Source organism: Streptomyces collinus Tu 365 (genome assembly GCF_000444875.1).
GTDB classification, from domain to species: domain Bacteria; phylum Actinomycetota; class Actinomycetes; order Streptomycetales; family Streptomycetaceae; genus Streptomyces; species Streptomyces collinus_A.
This window is the reverse complement of the sequence record NC_021985.1, coordinates 2777855-2801027: the sequence shown is the minus strand read 5'-3', so window position 1 is coordinate 2801027 and position 23173 is coordinate 2777855. Positions and strand designations below refer to the sequence as shown.

The window sequence follows — 23173 nt, the reverse complement described above, 5'->3', positions numbered from 1 at the left end:
CGGAAAAGGTTCGGTATTTCGATCGAACGACGTTCGGTATACCGACCGGGCCCGCACCGACCCCCACGAGAGACCGAAGAGGTGCACGTGTCCCCCATCCTCCCGCGCTGTGTCCCACGGCGGATCGAGAGCGCCGCCCTGTCCGTGCTCGCGGTGTTCGCGGTGTTCGCGTCGGTCGCCGCGCTCGTCCTCGGCGCCGGCGCCCCGCGGGCCGCCGCCGCGACCTCACGGCCCTGCGACGTCTACGCGGCCGCCGGCACCCCGTGCGTCGCCGCGCACAGCCTCGTCCGCGCCCTGTACTCCGCCTACGGCGGCCCCCTCTACCAGGTGAAGCGGGCCTCCGACGGCGGATTCGCGAACATCGGCGTGCTGACCACCGGCGGCTACGCCGACGCGGCGGCCCAGGACGCCTTCTGTGCCGGTACGACCTGCGTCATCACCGAGATCTACGACCAGTCGGCGCGCCACAACCACCTCACCGTGGAGGGCGCGGGCGGGGCCGGAGCGGCCGACGTCGGAGCGCCCGCCGACGCCCTGCCGGTGACCGTGGGCGGCCACCAGGTCTACGGCCTGGAGATCTCCGCCGGCATGGGCTACCGGGACAACTCCACCTCCGGCGTGGCCGTGAACGGGCAGGCCGAGGGGATGTACATGGTGACCTCCGGCACCCACGTCAACGGCGCCTGCTGCTTCGACTACGGCAACGCCGAGACGAACAACAAGGACACCGGCAACGGGCACATGGACGCCATCAACTTCGGCACCGAGTGCTGGTTCGCGCCCTGCCACGGGCAGGGACCCTGGGTCCAGGCCGACCTGGAGAACGGCCTGTTCCAGTCCGACGCCGGGTACAGCAGGAACACCTCGAACACCGGCACCGGACCGATGCCCTTCGTGACCGCGCTGCTGAAGAACAACGGGCAGAACCATTTCGCGCTGAAATACGGAAACGCGCAATCCGGTGGACTGACGACCACCTATTCCGGCGGTGAGCCGACCGCGGGCGGCTACGCGCCCATGCACCAGGAGGGCGCGATCGTCCTCGGCACCGGCGGCGACAACAGCAACGGCTCCATCGGCTCCTTCTTCGAGGGCGTGATGACCTCCGGGATACCGACGGACGCGGCCGACGACGCCGTCCAGGCCGACATCGTCTCCGCCGGGTACGGCGGCCCGACCGGCAGCACCGGCACCCTGAGCCCCGGCTCGGAGATCTCGCTGCGCGCGACCACCGCCTGCTGCACCACCGACTACCTGCGCCACCAGGCCGACGCCGCGGTCATCTCCCCGGTCACGTCCGGCAGTTCCGCGCTCGACCGGAACGACGCGACCTGGATCGTGCGCCGGGGGCTCGCCGACGCCTCCTGCGTCTCCTTCGAGTCGCGGAACTACCCCGGTGACTTCCTGCGCCACTACAACTACCGGATCTACCGGCAGCCCATGAACGGCACGAGCCAGTTCCGCGCCGACGCCACCTTCTGCCCGGCCACCGGCAGGAGCGGCACGGGCACCTCGTTCGCGTCGTACAACTACCCGAGCCGCTACCTGCGCCACTACGACCTGGGCGTCTACGCGGCGAGCGACGGGGGCGCCAACGCCTTCGACAGCGCCGCCTCGTGGAGCGACGACGTCAGCTGGGCGGTCAGCCCGCCCTGGGCGCCGTAACCGCCGTACCCGCCCCCACGGCCGCAAGCGCCGCCGGCTCCACCGGGAGTTCGGCGGTGACCGCGAAGCCGCCGCGCGGCGACGGGCCGGCCCGCAGCGAGCCGCCCGCCGCCGCCAGGCGCTCGGTCAGGCCCGTCAGACCGGTGCCGCCGATGCCCTCGACGCGGCACGCGGCGGCCCGGTCGGCGGCACCGCCGGCGCCGTCGTCCGTGACGGTGAGCCGGGCCCGCTCGGCCGTGCTCTCCACGGTGATCTCGCAGCGGCCGGCGGCGCTGTGCCGGACGACGTTGGTGACCGCCTCCCGCACCACCCAGCTCAGCAGCGCCTCGGTCTGCGGCTCCAGCGGCGCCCCGGACTGCCGTACCACCGGCCGGATGCTCGCCGCGGACAGCGCCGAGCGGGCCCGGGTCAGCTCGGTGGCCAGACTGCCCTCGCGGTAGCCGGTCACCGCCTCGCGGATCTCGGTGAGCGCCTGCCGGCCCACCGACTCGATGTCACCGATCTGCGTGAGGGCCGCGTCCATGTCCCGCGGGGCCAGCCGCCGGGCCGCCTCCGACTTCACCACGATCACCGACAGGGTGTGCCCGAGCAGGTCGTGCAGATCGCGGGAGAAGCGCAGCCGCTCCTTCTCCACCGCCCGCCGGGCCAGCTCCTCGCGGGCGGCCCGCAGCTCCCGCACGGCCTCGGAGAGCCCGAGGATCGCCGCGGTCACCATCGTCGACAGGAAGGCCGCGTACCCGATGTTCGTGGCGTCGCCCCAGCCGTCCCGGACGGCGGAGATCCCGGCCGCGTACAGCGCGAGCAGCACAGCCGTGCGCCCCAGCCACGGGCCCCGCAGGGTGGCGCCGGCCGCCAGACCCAGCAGCGGGAAGAACATCAGCCAGTTGCCGCCGTACCCGAGCGCGAGGCCCGTGGTGAGCAGGCCCATCAGCCCCAGCGCCACCCGCGTGGACACCGTCCGGCGCTTGTCCCGGTCGAAGGAGCGGAAGGTGACGTAGATGTACAGCGAGTTGAAGACGAGCAGGCCGAGACCGCCGATCCAGGGGTTCGCGGTGCGGCCCTGCAGCAGGTTGGAGAAGGACCCCATGCCCAGCAGCAGCCACGGCAGCAGGGCGAAGCCGGTGGGCGGCGGCCCCGGGTGGCTGACGTCGGGGACCCGTCCCGTCTTCCGGGCGGCCCGCCGTGCCGTCTTGAAGCGCTCGTGGTCCGCCTTCCACTGCGCCCGCGCCGCCTGCCAGGCCGTCACCTGGCACTTCACTCCGCGCCACCACGTCATGTCCCTGTTCCCCCGATCAGTTGGCCAGCCCGATGATCGCACCGGGAGCGGGTCCGCGCCCCGTGCCGTGCCACGCCTACGACGGTAGGAACCGGAGCCGCCCGCGGGGAAGACGCGGATGTACGGACCCGGGCGGTACAAATGTCACAGCCGTCGATCTGACACAGCGTCAGGAGCCTTCACAAGTACTGGTCGCTCGGCTATACAGGGGGCGCCGGACTGGAACGCGTTCTAGATCCGCCCGTGGACGACCTCGGTGCGGCCGACGGTGCGGACGTCCGCACCGAGGTCTTGAGACCCGTCAGGAGCCCCATGCCCATCGACGCCGCCAAGGCCCTCGCCGCCGAACCCCGGACCGACGGGATCAGCTGGACCACCAAGGACGTCCAGCTCTACCACCTCGGCATCGGCGCCGGCGCCGACCCGGACCGCGACAGCCCCGCCACCGACCCCGACGAGCTGCGCTACCTCCTGGAGTCCCGGCTGCACGTCCTGCCGAGCTTCGCCACCGTCGCCGGAGCCGGCGCGCCGGGCGTCATCGGCGGACTGTCGCTGCCCGGCGTGGACGTCGAACTGGCCAAGGTCCTGCACGGGGGGCAGACACTGGAGATCCACCGCCCCGTCCCGGCCCGGGGCACGGCCACCGCCACCCACCGGCTCGCCGCCGTGTACGACAAGGGCACGGCCGCCATCCTGGTCCTGCGCACCGAGGTCGCCGACGCCGACGGCCCGCTGTGGACCGACGACTCGCAGATCTTCGTGCGCGGCGAGGGCGGCTGGGGCGGCGACCGCGGCCCCTCCAACCGCCTCGACCCGCCCACCGGCGCACCCGACCGGACCGTCGAACGCCCGGTCCGCGCCGACCAGGCGCTGCTCTACCGCCTCTGCGGCGACTGGAACCCGCTGCACGCCGACCCCGAGTTCGCGAAGCTCGCCGGGTTCGACCGGCCCATCCTGCACGGCCTGTGCACCTACGGCATCACCCTCAAGGCCGTCGTCGACACGCTGCTCGGCGGCGACGTGACCCGGGTCCGCGGCTACACGACCCGCTTCGCCGGCGTGACGTACCCGGGCGAGACCCTGCGCATCCGCATGTGGCGGCAGGAGGGGAGCGTGCAGGTGGCCGTGAGCGCCGTGGAGCGGGACGACGCGCCCGTCCTCACCGACACCATCGTCCGTCACTCCTGACACCGCCCGCCTCCGAGGGGAGCCGCACCATGCGCGCAGCCGTACTGCACGAGATCGGCCAGGACAAGCTGGAGGTGTTCGACGACGTCGAGGCGGTCGGATCCGGCCCCGGCAGGGTGCGGGTCCGGGTGCGGGCCACCGGGCTGTGCCACTCCGACCTGTCCGCGATGAGCGGGGTGCTGCCGCAGCCGGCCCCGTTCGTGCCCGGCCACGAGGGCGCCGGCGAGATCATCGAGGTCGGCGAGAACGTCAGCCACCTGAAGCCGGGGGACCGGGTCGTCCTGTGCTGGCTGCCCGCCTGCGGCGGCTGCCCGGCCTGCCGGCGCGGCCAGACCGAACTGTGCCTGGCCGGCTTCATGAACGCGGGCACCCCCAACTTCAGGCGCCCCGGCGGCGACGTCTTCGGCTTCGCCGGCACCGGCACCTTCGCCGAGGAGGTCGTCGTCGACGCCGGCTGCGCGGTGCCGATCCCGGACGACGTGCCCTTCGACATCGCCGCGCTCATCGGCTGCGGGGTGACCACCGGACTCGGCGCCGCCCTCAACACCGCCGACGTGCAGGCCGGTTCGTCGGTCGCCGTCATCGGCTGCGGAGGCGTCGGCATCTCCGCGGTGCAGGGCGCGCGGCTCAAGGGCGCCGCCGAGATCGTCGCCGTCGACCCGGTCGCCTCCCGGCGCGAGGCCGCCCTGCGGTTCGGCGCGACCAGGGCCGTCTCCCCGGACGAACTGCCCGGCGCCCGGCAGGAGGTCACCGCCGGCGAGGGCTTCGACTACGTCTTCGAGGTCGTGGGCAGGTCCGCCACCGCCCGCACCGCCTACGAGAACACCCGGCGCGGCGGCACCCTGGTCGTCGTCGGCGCGGGCGCCGTGGACGACTTCCTGCAGCTCAACATGTTCGAGCTGTTCTTCGACGAGAAGCGGATCCTGCCGTCCCTGTACGGCGGCGGTGACGTGCTGCGCTCCTACGAGCGGGCCATCGCCCTGTGGCGGGCCGGCCGCATCGACCTGGCCGGCCTGATCACCCACCGGGTGCCGCTGGCGGAGATCAACGAGGCACTGGACCAGATGCGCACGGGAACGGCCCTGCGCACCTGCATCGAGATCTGAGGCCGGCCATGTCACTGCCACTGGAGGGACGGTCCGCCGTGGTCACCGGGGCCGGCCGCGGGCTCGGCCGGGCCGAGGCCCTGGAACTCGCCCGGCTCGGCGCGGCCGTCGTCGTCAACGACTACGGGCAGCCCGGCCGCGACGGCTCGGGCGAGGCCTCCGGCGCGCCCGCCGAGCGGACCGCGGCCGAGATACGCGAGGCGGGCGGCCGGGCGGTCGCGCACACGGGCGACGTCTCCGACTTCGGGCAGGCGCGCGCACTCGTCGGCCGGGCGGTCGCCGAGTTCGGCGGCTTGGACATCCTGGTCAACAACGCGGGCATCCTGCGCGACCGCATGGTCTTCTCCATGACCGAGGACGAGTGGGACTCGGTGATCCGGGTCCACCTCAAGGGCCACTTCAACACCACCCACTTCGCCGCCGCGCACTGGCGGGAGCGGTCCAAGGCGGCCGGGGGGCCGGTGTACGGGCGGATCGTGAACACCTCCTCGGAGGCGTTCCTGGCCGGCTCCGCCGGACAGCCCAACTACGCCGCCGCCAAGGGCGGGATCGTCGGCCTCACCACCTCCACCGCGCTCGCCCTGGCCAAGTACGGTGTCACCGCCAACGCCATCTGCCCGCGCGCCCGCACCCGGATGACCGAGGACGTCTTCGCCGGCATGCGGCCGCCCGACGACGGCCTCGACCCGCTCGCCCCCGAACACGTCGCCCCGCTCGTCGGCTACCTGGCCTCGCCGGCCGCCGCCCGGGTCAACGGCCAGCTGCTCGTCGTCCACGGCGGCATGGTCGCCGTCGTGGAACGCCCGCGCGTACGGGCGCAGTTCGACAGCAAGCAGGACACCTTCACGTACGACGAGCTGGACGCGCTGCTCACCCCGCACTACGCGGACCGGCCGCCGGGGGAGACCTTCGCCGCGACGGAGGTGCTGGGCCTCGGCCGCCGCTGACGGCGCGACGGCCCGCGGCGACACGAGACGGTGACGCAAAGGGAGAGGGGCTCCCCGTCGGCGACGGGAAGCCCCTCTCGTTCTCCTTGTTCCGTCAGGCGGCCGCCTCGGCGGTCTCCTGGGCCGGCTTGCGGTGCCGGCCGTGCGGAGCCGTCTCATTGTCCTGAGCCGCGTACGGGCCCCGGTGCCGGCCGTGCCCGGCCGTGTCCTGAGAGTCGGCAGACAGCTGTTCCGTCTTGCTGGTGTCGCTCATCGGAAGTATTCACCCCGTCAACATGATCTTTCGTACAGCCGGGCGAGTGTAACCAACCCACCGCGTGCCGAATCCAGGCGCACACGCCAACCGGCACTACTTCGTTACAAGACGTCCCAGGGGGGCCTGCTGCAAGGGCACGGGACGGGCCACCGCCGGTTCGGGAGGCTCCGGTTCCGCCGTCCGCCGGAACACCGCGGGCGCCCCGGCGACCAGGCCGTCCCGCACCGGGCCGTCCGGCGCGGTGTCCCCGGGCGCGACGGCCTCCGGCGCGGCGTCCACGCGCTCCGCCCGCGGCATCACCAGCTCCGCCACGCCGCACGGGACCTCCGGTGTGGCGTACGGCAGCCGCAGCACCCCGTCCCGCGTCCACAGCCCGGCCCCGGCCAGCCAGCCCTCGGGCGCGGCCAGCGGGCGCACCCGCCGCTCGGCGGGCCGCCAGCCGCCGACCCAGGTGCCGAGCGGCCCGTCGACGCGCAGCGCCACCGCGCAGTGCTCCGGCGTCAGCACCTGTTCCGGCTGGACGGCGAACGGCGTCACCGAGGAGTCCGCCACCCGCAGGCACTCGGGGAAGCGCACCGGCAGCGTGCTGCCCATGACCCCCCAGCCCAATCGTTCCTGCCCCGGGGAGGGCGCGTCGGAGGAGATCAGCAGCAGTCCGCTGTCCGGGTCGGCGAGCAGCAGCCGGTCGTCGCTGGCCTCCGTGATCTGCAGCAGCGGCGAGATCTCGCCGCCCCGCCCGAGGTCGACCGCCACCGTCTTGGTGCGCCCGCCCAGCTCCCGGTCCAGCGCCAGCAGTCGCCCGGCGCGGTCCAGCCAGACCCCGCCGGAGCAGCGCCCCGGCACCTCGGCCAGCCGCTCGGGCCCGAAGGCGCCGCCCGCCACCAGCCACACCACCGTCGCACGCGGGCCGACGGCCAGCGCGTACGCCCGGGCGCCGCCCGGGGCCGGCGGCAGCAGGGTGAGCCGGGTGCCGGGCTCCGGGCACTCCACCGCGCCCAGCGGCAGCTCGCCGGTGCCGGGGCCGGTCGGGTACAGCAGCGAGAAGGCGTGCCGCCGCTCCACCCGGCGGTGGATCAGCACCCGCCCGTCCCCCATCGGCTGCACCTGGGTGCCGGGCTCCTCCGGCTGGTTGCCGGGCAGCGGCACCGCGTAGGGCTCGGGGCCGTCCAGGGTCCAGCGCTCCGGGAACCAGCAGTCGCCGTCCAGCGCGAGCCGGGCGGCGTACGCGCCGTCCGCCGTGATGGCGCACCCCGTCCCCGGCACACCGCCTTCCTCGCCGGTGGAGGGGGGTTCGATCGCACAAGCCGTCATCGTTCGGTCACCTCCGGCGACGAAGCTAGTTTTCGTACGCGAAGGCGGGGGACCGGCCGACCCCGGCTTCACACATACGGGTGGCGCAGAAGCGATTCTGCTGAGGGGGTGGGGGCGTCTGTGCTGACCGGATCCGGACGGGGCCGATGCGGTACGTCAAGGCAGAACGGCCAGGTAGCCTTTTCCCCGTGCCCCGTCTGTCTGAAGTCATCGCCGCGCTGGAGACCCTGTGGCCCGCCGAGCGGGCCGAGTCCTGGGACGCGGTCGGCACGGTCGTGGGCGACCCCGGCCAGGAGGTCACCCGGGTCCTGTTCGCCGTCGATCCCGTCCAGGAGATCGTCGACGAGGCGGTGAAGCTCGGCGCCGACCTGCTGGTCACCCACCACCCGCTCTACCTGCGCGGGACGACCACGGTCGCGGCGACGCACTTCAAGGGCCGGGTCGTGCACACGCTGATCAAGAACGACATCGCGCTGCACGTCGCGCACACCAACGCCGACACCGCCGACCCGGGCGTCTCGGACGCCCTCGCCGGCGCGCTCGGCCTGCGGGTCGTGGCGCCGCTCGTGCCGGACCCGACCGACCCGGCGGGCTGCCGGGGCCTCGGCCGGGTCTGCGAACTCGACCACCCGGTCACCGTACGCGAGCTGGCCGCCCGCGCCGCCGAGCGGCTGCCCGCCACCGCGCAGGGCATCCGGGTGGCAGGCGACCCCGAGGCCGTCGTCCGCACGGTGGCCGTCAGCGGCGGCTCCGGCGACAGCCTCTTCGACCAGGTCCGCGCGGCCGGCGTCGACGCCTTCCTCACCGCCGACCTGCGCCACCACCCGGCGAGCGAGGCCGTCGCCCACAGTCCCCTCGCGCTGCTCGACGCGGCGCACTGGGCCACCGAGTGGCCCTGGTGCGAGCTGGCCGCAGCCCAGCTCGACGAGATCTCCGACCGCCACGGCTGGGACCTCAGGGTCCATGTCTCCAAGACGGTCACCGACCCCTGGACCGCCCACGCGGCGTCCACCGCCACCACGAACTAACGGGAGCCCCCAACTGAACGCCGCGCCCGCCGACCAGATCCGACTCCTCGACGTCCAGGCCCTCGACGTCCGCCTGCAGCAGCTCGCGCACCGGCGCAGGTCCCTGCCCGAGCACGCCGAGATCGACTCGCTGAACAAGGACCTCACGCAGCTGCGCGACCTGCTGGTCGCCGCGCAGACCGAGGAGAGCGACACCGCCCGCGAGCAGACCAAGGCCGAGCAGGACGTGGACCAGGTGCGCCAGCGTGCCGCCCGCGACCAGCAGCGCCTGGACTCGGGCGCCGTCACCTCGCCCAAGGACCTGTCCAACCTCCAGCACGAGATCGCCTCCCTCGCCAAGCGCCAGGGCGACCTGGAGGACGTCGTCCTCGAGGTCATGGAGCGCCGCGAGGCCGCGCAGGAGCGGGTCGCGGAGCTGACCGAGCGGGTCGGCTCCGTCCAGGCCAGGATCGACGACGCGACCGGCCGCCGCGGCGCCGCGTTCGGCGAGATCGACGGCGAGGTCGCCTCGGTGACCAAGGAGCGCGAGGTCATCGCCGCCTCCGTCCCCGCCGACCTGCTCAAGCTCTACGACAAGCTGCGCGAGCAGCAGGGCGGCATCGGCGCGGCGAAGCTGTACGCCCGCACCTGCCAGGGCTGCCGCCAGGAACTGGCGATCACCGAGCTGAACGAGGTCCGCTCGGCGGCCCCGGACACCGTGGTCCGCTGCGAGAACTGCCGCCGCATCCTGGTGCGCACGGCCGAGTCGGGGCTGTAGGAGCCGGCGCGGTGCGGGAGTTCATCGTCGAGGCCGACGGCGGGTCGCGGGGCAACCCCGGGCCCGCGGGCTACGGCGCGCTGGTGGCCGACGCGGCGACGGGGGAGACGCTGGCGGAGGCGGCCGAGTACATCGGCGTCGCCACCAACAACGTCGCCGAGTACCGGGGGCTGCTGGCCGGACTGCGTGCCGCGCACGCGCTCGACCCCGCCGCGCGGGTCCACGTCCGCATGGACTCCAAGCTGGTCGTCGAGCAGATGTCGGGCCGCTGGAAGATCAAGCACCCCGACATGAAGCCGCTGGCGACCCAGGCCCGTGCCGTCTTCCCGCCCGGCCAGGTCACCTACGAGTGGATCCCGCGCGAACGCAACAAGCACGCCGACCGGCTGGCCAACGAGGCGATGGACGCGGGCGCCAAGGGCGGCCAGTGGTCGCCCACGGCCTCCCGCGCCGCCCTGGACACCCCGCCCGAGCCGGCCGGCCCGCCCGGAGACGCGGCAGCGGGCGCGGCCCGCGCCCGGGCGGCGATGGCGAAATCCCGGCCGACCGCTTCGACGCGGACGCCTGCGGCGGGCGTGAGCGGGGCTGCCGGGGCGGGCTCGGTGGCCGCCGGCGGTGAGGCGCGCGGCGACGCCGGGGGAGACGCGGGGCGCCCGGCCGCCCCGGGCGGCGGGATCCGCCCGGCGGAGGCGGGCAGCGAGGAGCACCCCACAGCCGCGCGCGGCGGGGGACGCTCCGCGCTCGCGGCCGGGGAAGAGCGCACGGCGACCGGGGGCGGCGAGGGGCGCACGGCGGACGCGGGCAGCGAACCGGCAGCCGCGCGCGGCGGGGGACGCTCCGCGCTCGCGGCCGGGGAAGAGCGCACCGCGACCGGCAGCGGCGAGACGTGCTCCGCGGCCACGGACGGCGAGGGACGCCCGGCGGACGCGGGCAGCGAACCGGCAGCCGCGCGCAGCGAGGGCCGCCCCGCTGCCACTGCCGGCCAGGACCGCCCGGCAGCCGGGGACCGCGAGGCGCGTCCTGCGCTCGCGGCCGGCGAGAATCGCCCAGCAACCGCACGCAACGGAAGACACCGGGCCCCCGGCGGGACGACGCACCCCTCCGCCCCCGGCTGGAGCGCCGCCCCCGACATGGGGGCCCCAGCCACCTTCGTGCTGTTGCGGCACGGGGAGACGCCGCTGACTCCGCAGAAGCGGTTCTCCGGCAGTGGCGGCAGCGACCCCTCCCTCTCGGACACCGGGCGCGAGCAGGCCCGGCGGGTCGCCGAGGCACTCGCCCGGCGCGGGACCGTCCAGGCGGTCGTCGCCTCCCCGCTCGCCCGGACCCGGGAGACCGCGGGCATCGTCGCCGCCCGCCTCGGCCTCGACGTGGCGGTCGACGACGGGCTGCGGGAGACGGACTTCGGCGCCTGGGAGGGCCTGACCTTCGGCGAGGTCCGCGACCGGTACCCGGACGACCTGAACGCCTGGCTCGCCGACCCGGCGGCCCGCCCCACCGGCGGCGGCGAGAGCTTCACCGAGACCGCCGTCCGGATCGAGGCCACCCGGGAGAAGCTGGTCGCGGCGTACGCGGGACGCACGGTCCTGCTGGTCACCCACGTCACCCCGATCAAGACCTTCGTGCGGCTCGCCCTCGGCGCCCCGGACCAGGCGCTGTTCCGCATGGAGCTGTCGGCCGCCTCGCTGTCGGCGGTGGCGTACTACGCGGACGGCAACGCGAGCGTCCGGCTGTTCAACGACACGTCCCACCTGCGTCCCTGAGCCCGGCGGCGGCCCGCGCCAGCCGCTCGATCCGGTCCCAGTCCCCGGCGGCCACCGCGTCCGCCGGGACCATCCAGCTCCCGCCCACGCAGCCGACGTTGGGCAGCGCGAGGTACTCCGGGGCGATCTCCGGGCCGATCCCGCCCGTCGGGCAGAAGCGGGCCTGCGGCAGCGGCCCGGCCAGCGACCTCAGATACGCCGTGCCGCCCGCCGCCTGTGCGGGGAAGAACTTCATCTCGCGCACCCCGCGCTCCAGCAGCGCCACCACCTCCGAGGTGGTCGACACCCCCGGCAGGAACGGCAGCCCGGACGCCCGCATCGCGGCGAGCAGCGCGTCCGTCCAGCCGGGGCTGACCAGGAACCGCGCTCCGGCCGCCACGCACCCGCTCACCTGCTCCGGCGTGATGACCGTGCCCGCGCCGACCACCGCGTCCGGCACCTCCGCGGCGATCGCCCGGATCGCGTCCGGCGCACCGGGCGTCCGCAGCGTCACCTCGACGGCGGGCAGCCCGCCGGCCACCAGCGCGCGCGCCAGCGGTACGGCGTCGGCCACGTCGGTGAGCACCACGACGGGCACGACGGGCGCCAGATCCAGCACGGAGGCAGCCGAAGAGGAGGGCAGCGGTGAGGTCATGCCCCACATCGTGCCCATGAGCGTCAGCATGCGCAATGAGCGTTGCGCATGCTGCAACGTATGCCGGGTCCGGTCAGCGCCGGCTCAGTGGATCTCCTCCACCAGCACGTCCAGCGCCCACGGCCGCCCCGCCCTGCCCGGCGCCTGCGCCTCCACCTCGTACCCCAGCTCCCGCAGCGCCTCCACCAGCGCGGCCGGGTCCTTCGGCGCGATCCCGGCGGACAGCAGAGCGCGCACGATCCGCCCCTTCGTGGCCTTGTTGAAGTGGCTGACGACCTTCCGCGTCGGCGCGTGCAGCACCCGCACCGTCGCCGTGCGCCCGGCCACCTCGCCCTTCGGCTTCCACGCGGCCGCGTAGGCGGCCGAGCGCAGATCGAGCACCAGGCCGTCACCGGCCGCCTCGGGCATCACCTCGTCCATCGGCGCCCGCCAGTGCCCGGCCAGCGCGCCGAGGCCCGGCAGCCGCACCCCCATCGAGCAGCGGTAGGACGGGATCCTGTCGGTCACCCGCACCGCCCCCCACAGCCCGGAGAAGACCAGCAGCGAACGCGCCGCGCGCCGCTTCGCCGCCGCGTCCAGCGAGGCCAGGCCCAGGGCGTCGTACAGCACACCGGTGTAGATCTCCCCGGCGGGACGGGCCCCGGCGGTGCGCAGCCCCGCGTTCTTCGCGACCTCGCCGCGCAGCCCCTCGCTCAGGCCGAGCACCTCGCGCGCCTTCTCCTCGTCGGCGGCGCACAGCTCCACCAGCTCCCCGAGGACGGCCTCCCGCGCGCCGGTCAGCCCCGGCAGGGACAGCGAGTCCGGCTTCAGCGGGGCGCCACGGCCCGAGTTCGCCTTGCCTTCCGACGGCGGCAGCAGGACCAGCACCACGTACTCCTTCTCATCGGCTCTGCGCCAGGGTACGGGGTGCTGCCGGGGCGCCCGCGCCCTACGCTCGACACATGCCCCGCCGCAAACTCCGTGTGACCGGCGCACCCGAGGCCCCGCTCCGGGCGGCCCTCGCCGCCCTGCGCACCGGCCTCGGCCTGCCGCGGGACTTCCCCCCAGAGGTCCTCCAGGAGGCCGAGCACGCGGCGAAGGCCGCACCCCCGATGTCGTACGCCGACGCCACGGACATCCCCTTCTACACCGTGGACCCGCCCGGCGCCGCCGACCTCGACCAGGCGGCGCACCTGTCCCGCCGGGGCACCGGCTACCGGGTCCGCTACGCCATCGCCGACGTGGCCGCCTTCGTCACCCCCGGCGGCGCGCTGGACGCGGAGGCGCACCGGCGGGTGAACACCCTCTACTTCCCCGACGAGAAGGTCCCGCTGCACCCCGACGTGCTCGGCGAGGACGCCGCGAGCCTGCTGCCGGACCGGACCCGGCCGGCCGTGCTGTGGACCGTCGACCTCGACGCCGACGGGCGTACCGTCGCCGTCGACGTGCGCCGCGCCCTGGTCCGCAGCCGGGCCAGGCTCGACTACGCGGGCGTGCAGCGGCTGATCGACGGCGGGACCGCCGAGGAGCCGGTCGCCCTGCTCGCGGAGATCGGGCGGGCCCGGCAGCGCCTGGAGGTGGAGCGCGGCGGCATCTCCCTCGGCGTGCCCGAACAGATCGTCACCGAGCGGGACCACACCTACCGGCCCGGCTTCCGCGCCCCGCTGCCCGCCGAGGACTGGAACGCCCAGCTCTCCCTGCTCACCGGCATGGCGGCGGCCGACCTGATGCTGGCCGCCGGCACCGGCATCCTGCGCACCCTGCCCCCCGCCCCCGACGGCGCCGTGGCCCGGCTGCGGCGCACCGCGGTCGCCCTGCACATCGACTGGCCGCACCACGTGTCGTACGCGGCGCTGATCCGCGGCCTCGACCCGCACCGGCCGGACCACGCGGCCTTCCTCCAGGAGTGCACGACCCTGCTGCGGGGCGCCGGGTACACGGTCTTCCGGGACGGCGAACTGCCCCCGATCACCACCCACGCGGCCGTGGCCGCCCCCTACGCGCACTGCACCGCCCCGCTGCGCCGCCTCGCCGACCGCTACGCCTCCGAACTGTGCCTGGCCGCTGCCGCCGGCCGCGAGGCGCCGGCCTGGGTGCCGGCCGCGCTCGACGCCCTGCCCCGGCGGATGGCCGAGGGTTCGCGGCTCGCGGGCACGGTGGAGCGCGAGAGCGTCGACATCGTCGAGGCCGCGCTGCTGAAGGACCGGGTCGGGGACGTCTTCGACGGCTGCGTGATCGAACTCGCCGACCACCGGCCGACCGTGGGCACGGTCCAGCTCGTCACCCCGGCGGTCATCGGCCGGATCGAGGGCGACCACCTGCCCCTCGGCGAACGACTGCGGGTCCGCCTCACCCAGGCCGACCCGGGCACCGCGAAGATCCTGTTCGCACCGGCCTGAGCACGCTCGCCCCCGAGCCGGGCGCGGCACGGTGACGCGTCCCGGCGAGCCGCGGTGTGAAGCGGACCGGGGTGGGTGCGGCTCGGGGATGCGGGGGTAGGCCGCCCCGAGGCGGGCGCGGCACGGTGACGCGTCCCGGCGAGCCGTGGTGTGAAGCGGACCGGGGGCCGGTGCGGCACGGGGATGCGGGAGTAGGCCGCCCCGAGGCGGGCGCGGCGCGGCACGGGACCGCGCGGCAGGGCGCGGGACGGGACGCGACCCCGCGAGCCGCGGAGGGAAGCCGCTCCGAGCCGGGCGCGGCATGGAAAAGGGGGCCGTGAGCGTTGCAGCGGCTACGGGCACCCTGACCGTCCCCGCGACGGGAACCCGACGGGGTGCGCCACGGGAGAGGGGCGCCGGATGGCGGAACAGGCTCTGTGGACGAGGGCCCGGCTCGGGCGGTGCGGCCCGCGCCTGGACCTCCTCACCGCTCGCTTCGACACCCACGTCTACGCTCCGCACGCCCACGACGAGTTCACGATCGGCGTCTGCGTCGGCGGCTCCGAGGTCATCGACTACCGCGGCGGCCACATCCGCACCGGGCCCGGATCCATCGTCGTGCTGGCCCCCGGCGAGATCCACACCGGCGGCCCCGGCAACGCCACCGACGGCTACGCCTACCGCGCCCTGTACGCCGACCCCGCCCTCATCGCCGACGGCACCCTCGGCGGCCTCCCGCACTTCCCCGAACCGCTGATCGACGACCCCGAGCTGGCAGCCGCCCTCCTGCGCACCCACACCGACCTGGGCGCCCGCCCCGACCCGCTGGAGGCGGAGTCCCGCCTCCCCTGGCTGCTCACGGCCCTGGCCCGGCGCCACTCCACCGCCCGCCCGGCACCCGACACCGTCCCCGGCGCGCACCACGTCGCCCGCGCGGTCCGCGACCGCCTCGCCGACGAGCTGCTGGAGCCGCCCTCCCTGGCCGACCTGGCGGCCGGCCTCGGCCTGTCCCGCTACCAGCTGCTGCGCGCCTTCCGCACGGCGGTCGGGATACCGCCGTACGCCTGGCTCGCCCAGCACCGGGTGCACCGGGCCCGGGGACTTCTGGACGCCGGCCTGCGCCCCGCCGAGGCCGCCGCGCTGGTCGGCTTCGCGGACCAGGCGCACCTGACCCGCTGGTTCCGGCGCGTGCTCGGGGTGACCCCGGCGGCGTACCGCAACAGCGTTCAAGACGCCCGGGCCTGAACCGGCCGAGACTCGCCGTATGACTGCACGCGGCTGGTTCCTGTTCTCCCTGATGGGAGTGGTCTGGGGCATCCCCTACCTGATGATCAAGGTGGCGGTGGACGACCTGTCCCCGTCCATGGTGGTGTTCACCCGCTGTGCCCTGGGCGCGGCCCTGCTGCTGCCCTTCGCGCTGCGCCAGGCGGGCCTGTTCCGGACCGTCCGGGCGCACTGGCTGCCGCTGCTGGCCTTCGCGTGCGTCGAGATCGTCGGGCCGTGGTTCACGCTGACGGACGCCGAGCGTCGTCTGTCCAGCTCGACCGCGGGACTGCTGATCGCGGGCGTCCCGATCGTCGGGGTGGCGCTGGCCCGTTTCTTCGGGCACAGCGAGCGGCTGGGCGTACGGCGGCTGTCCGGTCTGGTGCTGGGCCTCGCCGGCGTCGGTGTGCTGACCGTCCCGCACCTCACCGGGGGCGACGCGCGCTCGCTGGCCGAGGTGCTGCTGACGGTCGTGGGCTACGCGACGGCCCCGCTGATCGCGGCGCGCTACCTGAAGGACGTCCCCTCGCTCCACCTCACCGCACCCTGCCTGGCCGTGGCGGCCGTCGTCTACGCCCCCGCGGCGGCGGCGACCTGGCCGGCCCGGATGCCCTCCGCGCAGGTCCTGGCCGCCCTCGCCGGCCTGGGCGTCGTCTGCACGGCGCTCGCCTTCGTGGCGTTCCTCGAACTGATCAAGGAGGCCGGCCCGACCCGGGCGACGGTCTTCACGTACGTCAACCCGGCGGTGGCGGTCGCGGCGGGCGCCCTGTTCCTGCACGAGCCGCTGACCGCAGGGATCCTGGCGGCCTTCACCCTGATCCTGGCGGGCTCGGTGCTGGCGACGGCCGCCGCCGGTCCCCGCCGTGCCGCACGCCCGGTACCATGGTCGACACGGCAGACGAGCCGGGCGGACGGCCGCGTGAAGTCCCTCAGGGGGCTTCCCGAGGAACGTCCGGGCTCCACAGGGCAGGGTGGTGGCTAACGGCCACCCGGGGTGACCCGCGGGACAGTGCCACAGAAAGCAGACCGCCGGGGATCTCGGTCCTCGGTAAGGGTGAAACGGTGGTGTAAGAGACCACCAGTGCCCAGGGTGACCTGGGCAGCTAGGTAAACCCCACCCGGAGCAAGGTCAAAAGGGAGCACCCCGGTGCTCCTGCGCGGACGTTCGAGGGCTGCCCGCCCGAGTCCGCGGGTAGACCGCACGAGGCCGGTGGCAACACCGGCCCTAGATGGATGGCCGTCGCCGAGGGCCCCGCGAGGAACCCTCGGAACAGAACCCGGCGTACAGCCCGACTCGTCTGCCGCCACCTGCGGCTTTGCCTGGAAAAGGACCTCTGACCTGCGTCGGAGGTCCTTTCACCGACTAGCAGGAAGGCGCTACCGACCATGGCGCTTCTCGCCGAGCATCACGTCACCGCAACCCCCGGCCGCTGCGTCGTAGAGGTCTACGACGCAGACGCATTCCTCGGCGACGTAGCCGCCCTGGACGCCGCGGAAGTACAGGTGGCGGCAGGAAACGGCTACCACCTGTACTTCATCAGCCTGCAACCCGACATCCCCGTCCAGGTCACCATCCGCATCTGGGACACGCCACCCAGCCCGCCGGCTGACGCGGAAGGCCATGTCGACATCAGTATCGAGTCCGGAACGGGAATCCTCGTCGTGGGCCAACTCGACCGTGGGCCCGCCGGCGAGATGACCCTGCCGAGCCCCGGTGTCTACGAGGGGCACGCCTGGTGGACCAACCGGCAGGCAACAGCCGACTACTACAACACCACCCTCGAGCGGCTCGCCGACGACGCTTCCGACGACTGGCTGACGGAGGCCTGGAACAACTGCCCCGTCACCGAGGGCTACGTCCTGGACCTGGCCTAACAGCCGAGAAGCCAGTGCCGCAATCGAGGTCTCGCCCTGTCCGGCCGGGCGTCAGAGGCCGAACAGGACCCCGCGCCACGTCCATCCCGCGCCGAGGACCGCCTCCTGCAAGGGCGTCCTCAGTTCCGCGGGGTCGAAGCAGGACTCCTCCGTCCGCCGCAGGCGGCCGTCGGCCCCGCGCTCGACCGTCCAGCGCCGGGACACCGTCCGCACCTGCCCGCGGGACCGCTCCGCCGACAGCACCAGCCTGGGTCTGTCTCCGGCCCAGGTGACGTCCCACGCCCGGTCGAGAGCGCGGACCTCACGGCGCTCCGGGACCAGACGCATCCTGATCTGAAGGGTCCGGCTCACCTGGGTCCGGGCGAAGAAGGTGTGCCAGGCCGGATCCCGGACACGCCACTCCGCGACCAGATCGGCCTTCTCCAGGGCACCGTCGCGCACCACGTAGGGCGTGTCCGGCCCGCTGACGGCGAGCAGCGCCGCCCGGACCTCCTCGGCGGACCGCGGTACGACGCCGCCCTCCGGGTGCCTGGTGCCGGTGAACACGTCGAAAAGGCCCATCCGGTCATCCCCCCTGCACGTCCGGCCACTCCACGCGGGACACGCTAGGACATCGCTACGCCTCCGGCGTCAGCGGGCGTTCCCGTACGCGGGTCAGGTGGGAGTCGAAGACCTCGTCGGCCTGCGGGGTCAGGGTGCGCAGGGCGACCAGGGCGGTGATCGCCACGTCGCACAGTTCGGACTGGACGTCCTCCCAGGTGTGGGTGACGCCCTTGCGCGGGTTCTGGCCGGTGGCGCCGAGCACCGCCTCGGCGACCTCGCCGACCTCCTCGGAGAGTTTGAGGATGCGCAGCAGGACGCCCTCCCGGCCCGCGTGCGCGCGTGTCGCCTCCAGACGGGACCAGAGTGCGTCGATCGTCGGCCACAGGGGTGCGGGCTGCTGAGCGGTCATGCCCAGCAGCCTGCCACGCCGGCGGCCGCCCCGGCGTCCGTTCCTCGCCGGCGGCCGCCCCGGCGTCCGTTCCTCGCCGTCTGCGGTCCGGCGTCCGTTCCTCGAACCGTGCGGTCCGGCGTCCGTTCCTCGAACCGTGCGGCCCCGCCTACTCCTCGAACAGGGCCTCCTGCTCGCCCTCCGTCCTGCGCCGTACCCGCCGGGTCCGCGCGCCCACCACCACGGCCGTGCCCGCGGCGGCCACGCCCAGGGCCACCGGCACCATCCATCCGCGGTCGAAGACGTGGCCCATGGCGTGATCCAGGGACAGCCGGCCCGGCCCGGTCACCGCCAGGCCCGCCGCGGCCAGGCCCAGGCTCGCCGCGTGCTCGTAGCCGCCCTCCTGGGCGAAGAAGCCGTTGGGCACGTGGACCGCCGCGGCCCCGGCCATCGCGCCGGCCGCCGCGGCGCCCGCCGCCGGGGTCGCGAGCCCCAGGGCCAGCAGGGCACCGCCGCCCGCCTCCGCGAGACCCGCCGCCGTCGCGCTCGCCTTGCCCGGCGCGTAGCCGACGGACTCCATGAACTGGCCGGTGCCCTCGAGGCCGTGCCCGCCGAACCAGCCGAACAGCTTCTGCGCGCCGTGCGCCGCGAGCACCCCGCCCGTCCCCAGCCGGAGCAGCAGCAGGCCCAGATCGCGTCGGTCGTAACAGGTCACGGTGACTCCCCAGCAGGCAGGCGGACGGATCGCTCTCGTGTTTCCACCGTCGCAGCTCCCACACCGCCGGGCCCGCCCTGGATGGCGTTCGGGTGGCGGGTCCGGGGGAGCGGTGTGAGCCTGACGCCATGACGATTCAGCCAGCCAAGCTCCGCGATCCGGCCGTCCGGGCCTTCGTCAACGCCGTCAACTCCCGTGACCGGGAGGGCTTCCTGTCCCTCCTCGCGCCCGACGCGACCATGGCCGACGACGGCTCCGACCGTGACCTCGCCGACTGGATCGACCAGGAGATCTTCTCCACCCACGGGCACCTCGAGGTCGACAACGAGTCCAACGGCGGCCGCTCCCTCATCGCCCGCTACCGCAACGACACCTGGGGCGAGATGCGCACCCGGTGGTCCTTCACCGTCGAGGACGACGGGCGGATCTCCCGCTTCGAGACGGGCCAGGCCTGACCGCGGCCCGCCACACCGGCCGCACACCGCGCTCCCACCGGCCGCCGGGGAACCTTTGCGGCGGACCGAGTAAAAGATGTGTCAGAGCTGAGAGAAACAGGTGGGCGACCAAAATTTCATAAGACAGCAAATTCCCCTGCCATTGCGGGCGTCCTGCCAGGAATCCCCTGTTGGGCGCGGTGTACGGTCCCGGGGTGCGTGATTGTTCCCGGCTCAGCCGACGTGCCGTCCTCGGACTGACGGCCGCCGCCCTTCCCCTGTCCGCGGCCGCCCCGGCCGCCGCCGCCGAGCCCGCCGTCATCGGCGGTGAACGGCTGGCCCGAACCGGAGTCCAGGTGCGCGGTGCCACCGGACTGCCCAAGAAGCTCGACGCCCGTTCGTGGCTGGTCGCCGACTGCGAGAGCGGCGAGGTGCTCGCCTCGTTCAACGCCCACCGGCGGCTGGCGCCCGCGTCCACCCTGAAGATGCTGTTCGCGGACACCGTGCTGGCCAAGTTCGAGCGGACCGAACGGCACCGGGTCACCGACGCGGACCTCGCCGACATCCCGGCCGGCTCCAGCCTCGTCGGCATCAAGCCCGGCATCACCTACACCGTGGAGCAGCTCTGGCAGGGCGTGTTCCTGCGCTCCGGCAACGACGCCGTGCACGTGCTCGCGCACATGAACGGCGGTGTCGCGAAGACGGTCGCGGAGATGCAGGCCAGGGCCGAGGACCTGCAGGCCTTGGACACCCATGTGGTGAGCCCCGACGGCTTCGACCACAAGGGGCAGCTCTCCTCGGCGTACGACCTCACGCTGTTCGCCCGGCACGGCCTGAAGGACCCCGACTTCCGCGCGTACTGCGGCACGCGGATCGCCGACTTCCCGGCGGGCGGCAAGAAGACCTTCCAGATCCAGAACACCGACCGCCTGCTCACGGGCGCCTGGGGGCTGGGCACGTACGACGGCCTGATCGGTGTGAAGAACGGTTACACCAGCCATGCCGGCAACACCTTCACCGGTGCCGCCACCCGCGGCGGACGCACCCTGCTGGTCACCGTGATGCATCCGGTGGCGGGCAGCAACGCGGTGTACGAGCAGACCGCGGCGCTGCTCGACTGGGGTTTCGGGCACGGGCGTTCGGCCCAGGCGGTGGGCGCGCTGGTGACCCCGCTCAGCGAGGGCGGCGCCGGCGCCACCCCGGCGCCCCCGGGCAAGGCGGCGAAGGCCGCGGCCGGGGCTCCCGGCACGGCGTCGAAGGGGCCCTCGGCGTTGCGGCTGGTGGAGGGCGGCGCCGGGACGGCGGCGCTGCTGGGCGCGGGTGCGTGGGCGCTGCGCCGCAAGCTCCGGGCGAAGCCGGCGGCCGAGGCCGCCGGCGCGGACGCGGGCGTGACGGAGACGGCGACCGAGCCGGAGCGTGAGTCCGGGCGGGAGCGTGAGTCCGGGCGGGAGCCGCGCAGCGAGTCGCAGTCGCAGAGGGAGTCCGGGGGACGGCACCGGCGCTGAGCCGCCGGGCGGGAATGCGGCGGCGGCCGTTCCACCGACCGGTGCGCACCTCGCGGTCCCACGCGAGGTCCACCCCCGACTCCGGTCCGGTGGAACGGCCGCCGTCCTCCCCCCTGGGTATGGCTACGGAACCCCCGCGCCCCAAGTGTGAAGCTCTTGTGGAGGAAAGTTGAGCATATGTGGTCGACCGGCCGCAATAGTGCGGACTTTCAAATTCCGTTTGTGCGCGGGGAGAAGCCGGGTGAGACGCCGGGCCGAGTCGGGGCCCGGCCCCGCCCTCAGCCCCGCCCGACGTACGGCATCGCCGTCGCCAGCACCGTCGCGAACTGCACGTTCGCCTCTAGGGGCAGCTCGGCCATGTGCCGCACGGTGCGCGCCACGTCGGCCACGTCCATCACCGGCTCGGGCACGACCTCCCCGTCGGCCTGGAGCGCGCCGGTCGCCATACGGGCCGTCATGTCGGTGGCCGCGTTGCCGATGTCGATCTGCCCGACCGCGATCCGGTACGGCCGCCCGTCCAGCGACAGCGACTTGGTCAGGCCGGTCAGCGCGTGCTTGGTCGCGGTGTAGGCCACCGACATCGGGCGGGGCGTGTGCGCGGAGACCGAGCCGTTGTTGATGATCCGGCCGCCCTGCGGGTCCTGTTCCTTCATCTGCCGGTACGCCGCCTGCGCGCACAGGAACGCCCCGTTGAGGTTGGTGTCCACCACGTGCCGCCAGGCGTCGTAGGGCAGTTCCTCGACCGGCACCCCGCCGGGACCGAACGTGCCGGCGTTGTTGAACAGCAGGTCCACCCGCCCGAACAGTTCCACCGTCGCCGCGAACAGGGCCGCGACCTCCTCGGGCCGGGACACGTCGGTGCGCACGGCGAGCGAGGGCCCCCCGGGCACCAGCCCCGCCGTCTCCTCCAGCGTCTCCATGCGCCGGCCGGCCAGCGCCACGGACCAGCCGCCGCGCAGCAGTTCCACGGCGACGGCCCGCCCGATGCCGGAGCCGGCGCCGGTCACGACCGCGATCTTCGTCTGCCTGTCAGTCATGGCTCCGCAGCGTAGGCCCGAAGTCCGCCATGCGGAATCAGGTGTCCGCCATACGGCTACCCGGCGGCGGCAGTGGCCGCGACAGTGGCTGCGGCTATGTGGCGACGGCGACGGCGGCCGCCGCCACCGCGTCGTCCCCCGGGTACCGCACCCCGATCCGCTCCCGGATCGTGTCCAGCGTGCGCATCACCGCGAGGCTGCCCGCCAGCGGTACCAGCGGTGACTCCTTCTCGCCCGCACGCAGCGCCCGCATGACCTCCCGCGCCTCGTGCCGCAGGCTGGTGCGCGGGCCGTCCTCCGGCGCGGCGGTGAACTCCTCGGGCTCACGCCCGTCGCGGTGCAGCACGAAGCGGTCGGGGTGGAAGAAGCCCGCGGGGACGTCGATCCGGCCGCGCGAGCCGGTGACCGACGCGGTGACCGCCGTGCCGCCCACGATGGAACAGTGCACCGAGGCCAGCGCCCCGCTCTCCCAGGACAGCAGGGCGCCGGTCTGGAGGTCGACTCCCTCCGCCGAGAGCACCGCCCGCGCGACCACCTCGTCCGGCTCGCCCAGCAGGAGCTGCGCGAAGGACACCGGGTACACCCCGAGGTCCAGCAGCGCGCCGCCGCCCAGCGCCGGGTCCCGCAGCCGGTGCGCCGGCGGGAACGGCCCGGCCAGCCCGAAGTCGGCCTGCACCGAGCGCACCTCGCCGATCGCCCCGTCCCGCACCAGCGCCGTCAGCCGCCGGACCAGCGGATTGCAGTACATCCACATCGCCTCCATCAGGAAGCGGTCGTGCTCCTCGGCCAGCGCCACCAGTTCCTCGGCCTCGCGCAGGTTCAGCGTGAACGCCTTCTCGCACAGCACGTTCCGCCCGGCCGTCAGGCACAGCCCGGCCGCCGCCCGGTGCGCCGCGTGCGGGGTCGCCACGTACACGACGTCGAGGTCCGCGTCCGCGGCCAGCGACTCCCAGTCGCCGTAGGCACGCGTCACCCCGAACCGCTCGGCGAACGCCTCCGCCGACTCCCGGCTGCGCGAGCCGACCGCCACGATCTCGGCGTCCGGCAGATCCACCAGGTCCGCCGCGAAGGCCGCCGCGATGCCGCCCGTCGCCAGGATCCCCCACCGCACGCTCTGCTCCGCCATCC

General features: G+C 74.3%; 22 protein-coding genes, 1 other RNA gene and 1 pseudogene. 14 read left to right on the top strand and 10 right to left on the bottom strand.

Features of this window, described 5'->3' with window-relative positions; translation table 11 throughout:
- Positions 1 to 96: 96 nt before the first annotated feature.
- On the top strand, positions 97 to 1665 hold the full coding sequence (locus B446_RS12030; RefSeq protein ID WP_419184171.1) for an alpha-L-arabinofuranosidase B: 1569 nt from the start codon (positions 97 to 99) through the stop codon (positions 1663 to 1665).
- On the opposite strand, the gene B446_RS12025 is transcribed toward B446_RS12030, so the two are convergent.
- Positions 1643 to 2941 carry a sensor histidine kinase gene (locus B446_RS12025; RefSeq protein ID WP_052352146.1) on the bottom strand — a complete coding sequence of 433 codons (1299 nt, stop codon included), beginning with the start codon at positions 2939 to 2941 and terminating at the stop codon, positions 1643 to 1645. The genes B446_RS12030 and B446_RS12025 overlap by 23 nt on opposite strands.
- Before the next feature lie 312 nt (positions 2942 to 3253).
- On the opposite strand from B446_RS12025, the gene B446_RS12020 reads away from it, so the two are divergent.
- Genes B446_RS12020 through B446_RS12010 form a run of 3 tightly spaced genes read left to right on the top strand, consistent with a single transcriptional unit; the run spans position 3254 to position 6182 of the window.
- Positions 3254 to 4129: a MaoC/PaaZ C-terminal domain-containing protein gene (locus B446_RS12020; protein ID WP_020939711.1), complete on the top strand. Its 876-nt coding sequence runs from the start codon at positions 3254 to 3256 to the stop codon at positions 4127 to 4129.
- Positions 4130 to 4158: 29 nt separating this feature from the next.
- On the top strand, positions 4159 to 5235 hold the full coding sequence (locus B446_RS12015; RefSeq protein ID WP_020939710.1) for a Zn-dependent alcohol dehydrogenase: 1077 nt from the start codon (positions 4159 to 4161) through the stop codon (positions 5233 to 5235).
- A gap of 8 nt (positions 5236 to 5243) precedes the next feature.
- On the top strand, positions 5244 to 6182 hold the full coding sequence (locus B446_RS12010; protein ID WP_020939709.1) for a 3-oxoacyl-ACP reductase: 939 nt from the start codon (positions 5244 to 5246) through the stop codon (positions 6180 to 6182).
- 94 nt (positions 6183 to 6276) lie between these two features.
- Here the strand turns inward: B446_RS12010 and B446_RS39630 are convergent, their stop codons facing one another.
- A complete protein-coding gene (locus B446_RS39630) occupies positions 6277 to 6435 on the bottom strand; it encodes a hypothetical protein (RefSeq protein ID WP_020939708.1) in 159 nt (52 codons plus the stop codon).
- 96 nt (positions 6436 to 6531) lie between these two features.
- Positions 6532 to 7749: a hypothetical protein gene (locus tag B446_RS12005; RefSeq protein ID WP_043475380.1), complete on the bottom strand. Its 1218-nt coding sequence runs from the start codon at positions 7747 to 7749 to the stop codon at positions 6532 to 6534.
- Between the two features lie 188 nt (positions 7750 to 7937).
- Between B446_RS12005 and B446_RS12000 the strand changes: the two genes are divergently transcribed.
- From B446_RS12000 to B446_RS11990, 3 genes are read left to right on the top strand one after another with little or no spacing between them, the layout of a single operon-like run.
- Entirely contained in the window at positions 7938 to 8777 is an 840-nt protein-coding gene (locus B446_RS12000) for a Nif3-like dinuclear metal center hexameric protein (RefSeq protein ID WP_020939706.1), read from the top strand.
- A 13-nt stretch (positions 8778 to 8790) separates the two neighbouring features.
- Entirely contained in the window at positions 8791 to 9534 is a 744-nt protein-coding gene (locus B446_RS39490; protein ID WP_043478088.1) for a zinc ribbon domain-containing protein, read from the top strand.
- A gap of 11 nt (positions 9535 to 9545) precedes the next feature.
- On the top strand, positions 9546 to 11294 hold the full coding sequence (locus tag B446_RS11990; protein ID WP_020939704.1) for a bifunctional RNase H/acid phosphatase: 1749 nt from the start codon (positions 9546 to 9548) through the stop codon (positions 11292 to 11294).
- Here B446_RS11990 and eda read toward each other — a convergent pair.
- Positions 11266 to 11928, bottom strand: coding sequence for a bifunctional 4-hydroxy-2-oxoglutarate aldolase/2-dehydro-3-deoxy-phosphogluconate aldolase (gene eda / locus B446_RS11985; RefSeq protein ID WP_043478085.1), 663 nt, complete (start codon positions 11926 to 11928; stop codon positions 11266 to 11268). The genes B446_RS11990 and eda overlap by 29 nt on opposite strands.
- 84 nt (positions 11929 to 12012) lie before the next feature.
- Positions 12013 to 12795 (bottom strand): peroxide stress protein YaaA, encoded by a 783-nt coding sequence (gene yaaA, locus B446_RS11980; RefSeq protein WP_020939702.1) that lies wholly within the window; start codon positions 12793 to 12795, stop codon positions 12013 to 12015.
- 74 nt (positions 12796 to 12869) lie between these two features.
- On the opposite strand from yaaA, the gene B446_RS11975 reads away from it, so the two are divergent.
- The 5 genes and pseudogenes from B446_RS11975 (at position 12870) to B446_RS11960 (ending at position 17423) form a co-directional block, all read left to right on the top strand.
- A complete protein-coding gene (locus B446_RS11975; protein ID WP_020939701.1) occupies positions 12870 to 14306 on the top strand; it encodes an RNB domain-containing ribonuclease in 1437 nt (478 codons plus the stop codon).
- A gap of 399 nt (positions 14307 to 14705) precedes the next feature.
- The gene (locus B446_RS11970) at positions 14706 to 15530 is read left to right on the top strand and encodes an AraC family transcriptional regulator (RefSeq protein ID WP_020939700.1); all 825 of its coding nucleotides are present in this window, start codon (positions 14706 to 14708) and stop codon (positions 15528 to 15530) included.
- Positions 15531 to 15549: 19 nt separating this feature from the next.
- Positions 15550 to 16377, top strand: a pseudogene (locus tag B446_RS41120) (DMT family transporter); the annotation flags it as partial.
- Positions 16378 to 16447: 70 nt separating this feature from the next.
- An RNA gene (gene rnpB, locus B446_RS36350) (RNase P RNA component class A) lies at positions 16448 to 16849 on the top strand.
- 85 nt (positions 16850 to 16934) lie between these two features.
- The gene (locus B446_RS11960) at positions 16935 to 17423 is read left to right on the top strand and encodes a hypothetical protein (RefSeq protein ID WP_020939698.1); all 489 of its coding nucleotides are present in this window, start codon (positions 16935 to 16937) and stop codon (positions 17421 to 17423) included.
- A gap of 51 nt (positions 17424 to 17474) precedes the next feature.
- On the opposite strand, the gene B446_RS11955 is transcribed toward B446_RS11960, so the two are convergent.
- The 3 genes from B446_RS11955 to B446_RS11945 all read right to left on the bottom strand — a co-directional run bounded on the left by B446_RS11955 (position 17475) and on the right by B446_RS11945 (position 19069).
- Positions 17475 to 17984, bottom strand: coding sequence for a hypothetical protein (locus B446_RS11955; RefSeq protein ID WP_020939697.1), 510 nt, complete (start codon positions 17982 to 17984; stop codon positions 17475 to 17477).
- 55 nt (positions 17985 to 18039) lie between these two features.
- Positions 18040 to 18375, bottom strand: a complete 336-nt coding sequence (locus B446_RS11950) for a MazG-like family protein (RefSeq protein WP_020939696.1) — start codon at positions 18373 to 18375, stop codon at positions 18040 to 18042.
- Positions 18376 to 18523: 148 nt separating this feature from the next.
- Entirely contained in the window at positions 18524 to 19069 is a 546-nt protein-coding gene (locus B446_RS11945; RefSeq protein WP_020939695.1) for a DoxX family membrane protein, read from the bottom strand.
- Between the two features lie 128 nt (positions 19070 to 19197).
- On the opposite strand from B446_RS11945, the gene B446_RS11940 reads away from it, so the two are divergent.
- Positions 19198 to 19524 carry a hypothetical protein gene (locus B446_RS11940; protein WP_020939694.1) on the top strand — a complete coding sequence of 109 codons (327 nt, stop codon included), beginning with the start codon at positions 19198 to 19200 and terminating at the stop codon, positions 19522 to 19524.
- A 194-nt stretch (positions 19525 to 19718) separates the two neighbouring features.
- Entirely contained in the window at positions 19719 to 21008 is a 1290-nt protein-coding gene (locus B446_RS11935; protein ID WP_193384452.1) for a D-alanyl-D-alanine carboxypeptidase family protein, read from the top strand.
- A 278-nt stretch (positions 21009 to 21286) separates the two neighbouring features.
- On the opposite strand, the gene B446_RS11930 is transcribed toward B446_RS11935, so the two are convergent.
- Positions 21287 to 22045, bottom strand: a complete 759-nt coding sequence (locus tag B446_RS11930; RefSeq protein ID WP_020939692.1) for an SDR family oxidoreductase — start codon at positions 22043 to 22045, stop codon at positions 21287 to 21289.
- 94 nt (positions 22046 to 22139) lie between these two features.
- Positions 22140 to 23171 (bottom strand): Gfo/Idh/MocA family protein, encoded by a 1032-nt coding sequence (locus B446_RS11925; protein ID WP_020939691.1) that lies wholly within the window; start codon positions 23169 to 23171, stop codon positions 22140 to 22142.
- Between the last annotated feature and the right edge of the window lie 2 nt (positions 23172 to 23173).

Coding starts and splice junctions, on each gene's coding strand:
- B446_RS39630 (WP_020939708.1), bottom strand. CDS start 6,435: ATGAGCGACACCAGCAAGACGGAACAGCTGTCTGCCGACTCTCAGGAC.
- B446_RS11955 (WP_020939697.1), bottom strand. CDS start 17,984: ATGGGCCTTTTCGACGTGTTCACCGGCACCAGGCACCCGGAGGGCGGC.
- B446_RS11940 (WP_020939694.1), top strand. CDS start 19,198: ATGACGATTCAGCCAGCCAAGCTCCGCGATCCGGCCGTCCGGGCCTTC.
- B446_RS11960 (WP_020939698.1), top strand. CDS start 16,935: ATGGCGCTTCTCGCCGAGCATCACGTCACCGCAACCCCCGGCCGCTGC.
- B446_RS12005 (WP_043475380.1), bottom strand. CDS start 7,749: ATGACGGCTTGTGCGATCGAACCCCCCTCCACCGGCGAGGAAGGCGGT.
- B446_RS11930 (WP_020939692.1), bottom strand. CDS start 22,045: ATGACTGACAGGCAGACGAAGATCGCGGTCGTGACCGGCGCCGGCTCC.
- B446_RS12020 (WP_020939711.1), top strand. CDS start 3,254: ATGCCCATCGACGCCGCCAAGGCCCTCGCCGCCGAACCCCGGACCGAC.
- B446_RS11975 (WP_020939701.1), top strand. CDS start 12,870: ATGCCCCGCCGCAAACTCCGTGTGACCGGCGCACCCGAGGCCCCGCTC.
- B446_RS12010 (WP_020939709.1), top strand. CDS start 5,244: ATGTCACTGCCACTGGAGGGACGGTCCGCCGTGGTCACCGGGGCCGGC.
- B446_RS12025 (WP_052352146.1), bottom strand. CDS start 2,941: ATGACGTGGTGGCGCGGAGTGAAGTGCCAGGTGACGGCCTGGCAGGCG.
- B446_RS11950 (WP_020939696.1), bottom strand. CDS start 18,375: ATGACCGCTCAGCAGCCCGCACCCCTGTGGCCGACGATCGACGCACTC.
- B446_RS12015 (WP_020939710.1), top strand. CDS start 4,159: ATGCGCGCAGCCGTACTGCACGAGATCGGCCAGGACAAGCTGGAGGTG.
- eda (WP_043478085.1), bottom strand. CDS start 11,928: ATGACCTCACCGCTGCCCTCCTCTTCGGCTGCCTCCGTGCTGGATCTG.
- B446_RS11925 (WP_020939691.1), bottom strand. CDS start 23,171: ATGGCGGAGCAGAGCGTGCGGTGGGGGATCCTGGCGACGGGCGGCATC.
- B446_RS11970 (WP_020939700.1), top strand. CDS start 14,706: ATGGCGGAACAGGCTCTGTGGACGAGGGCCCGGCTCGGGCGGTGCGGC.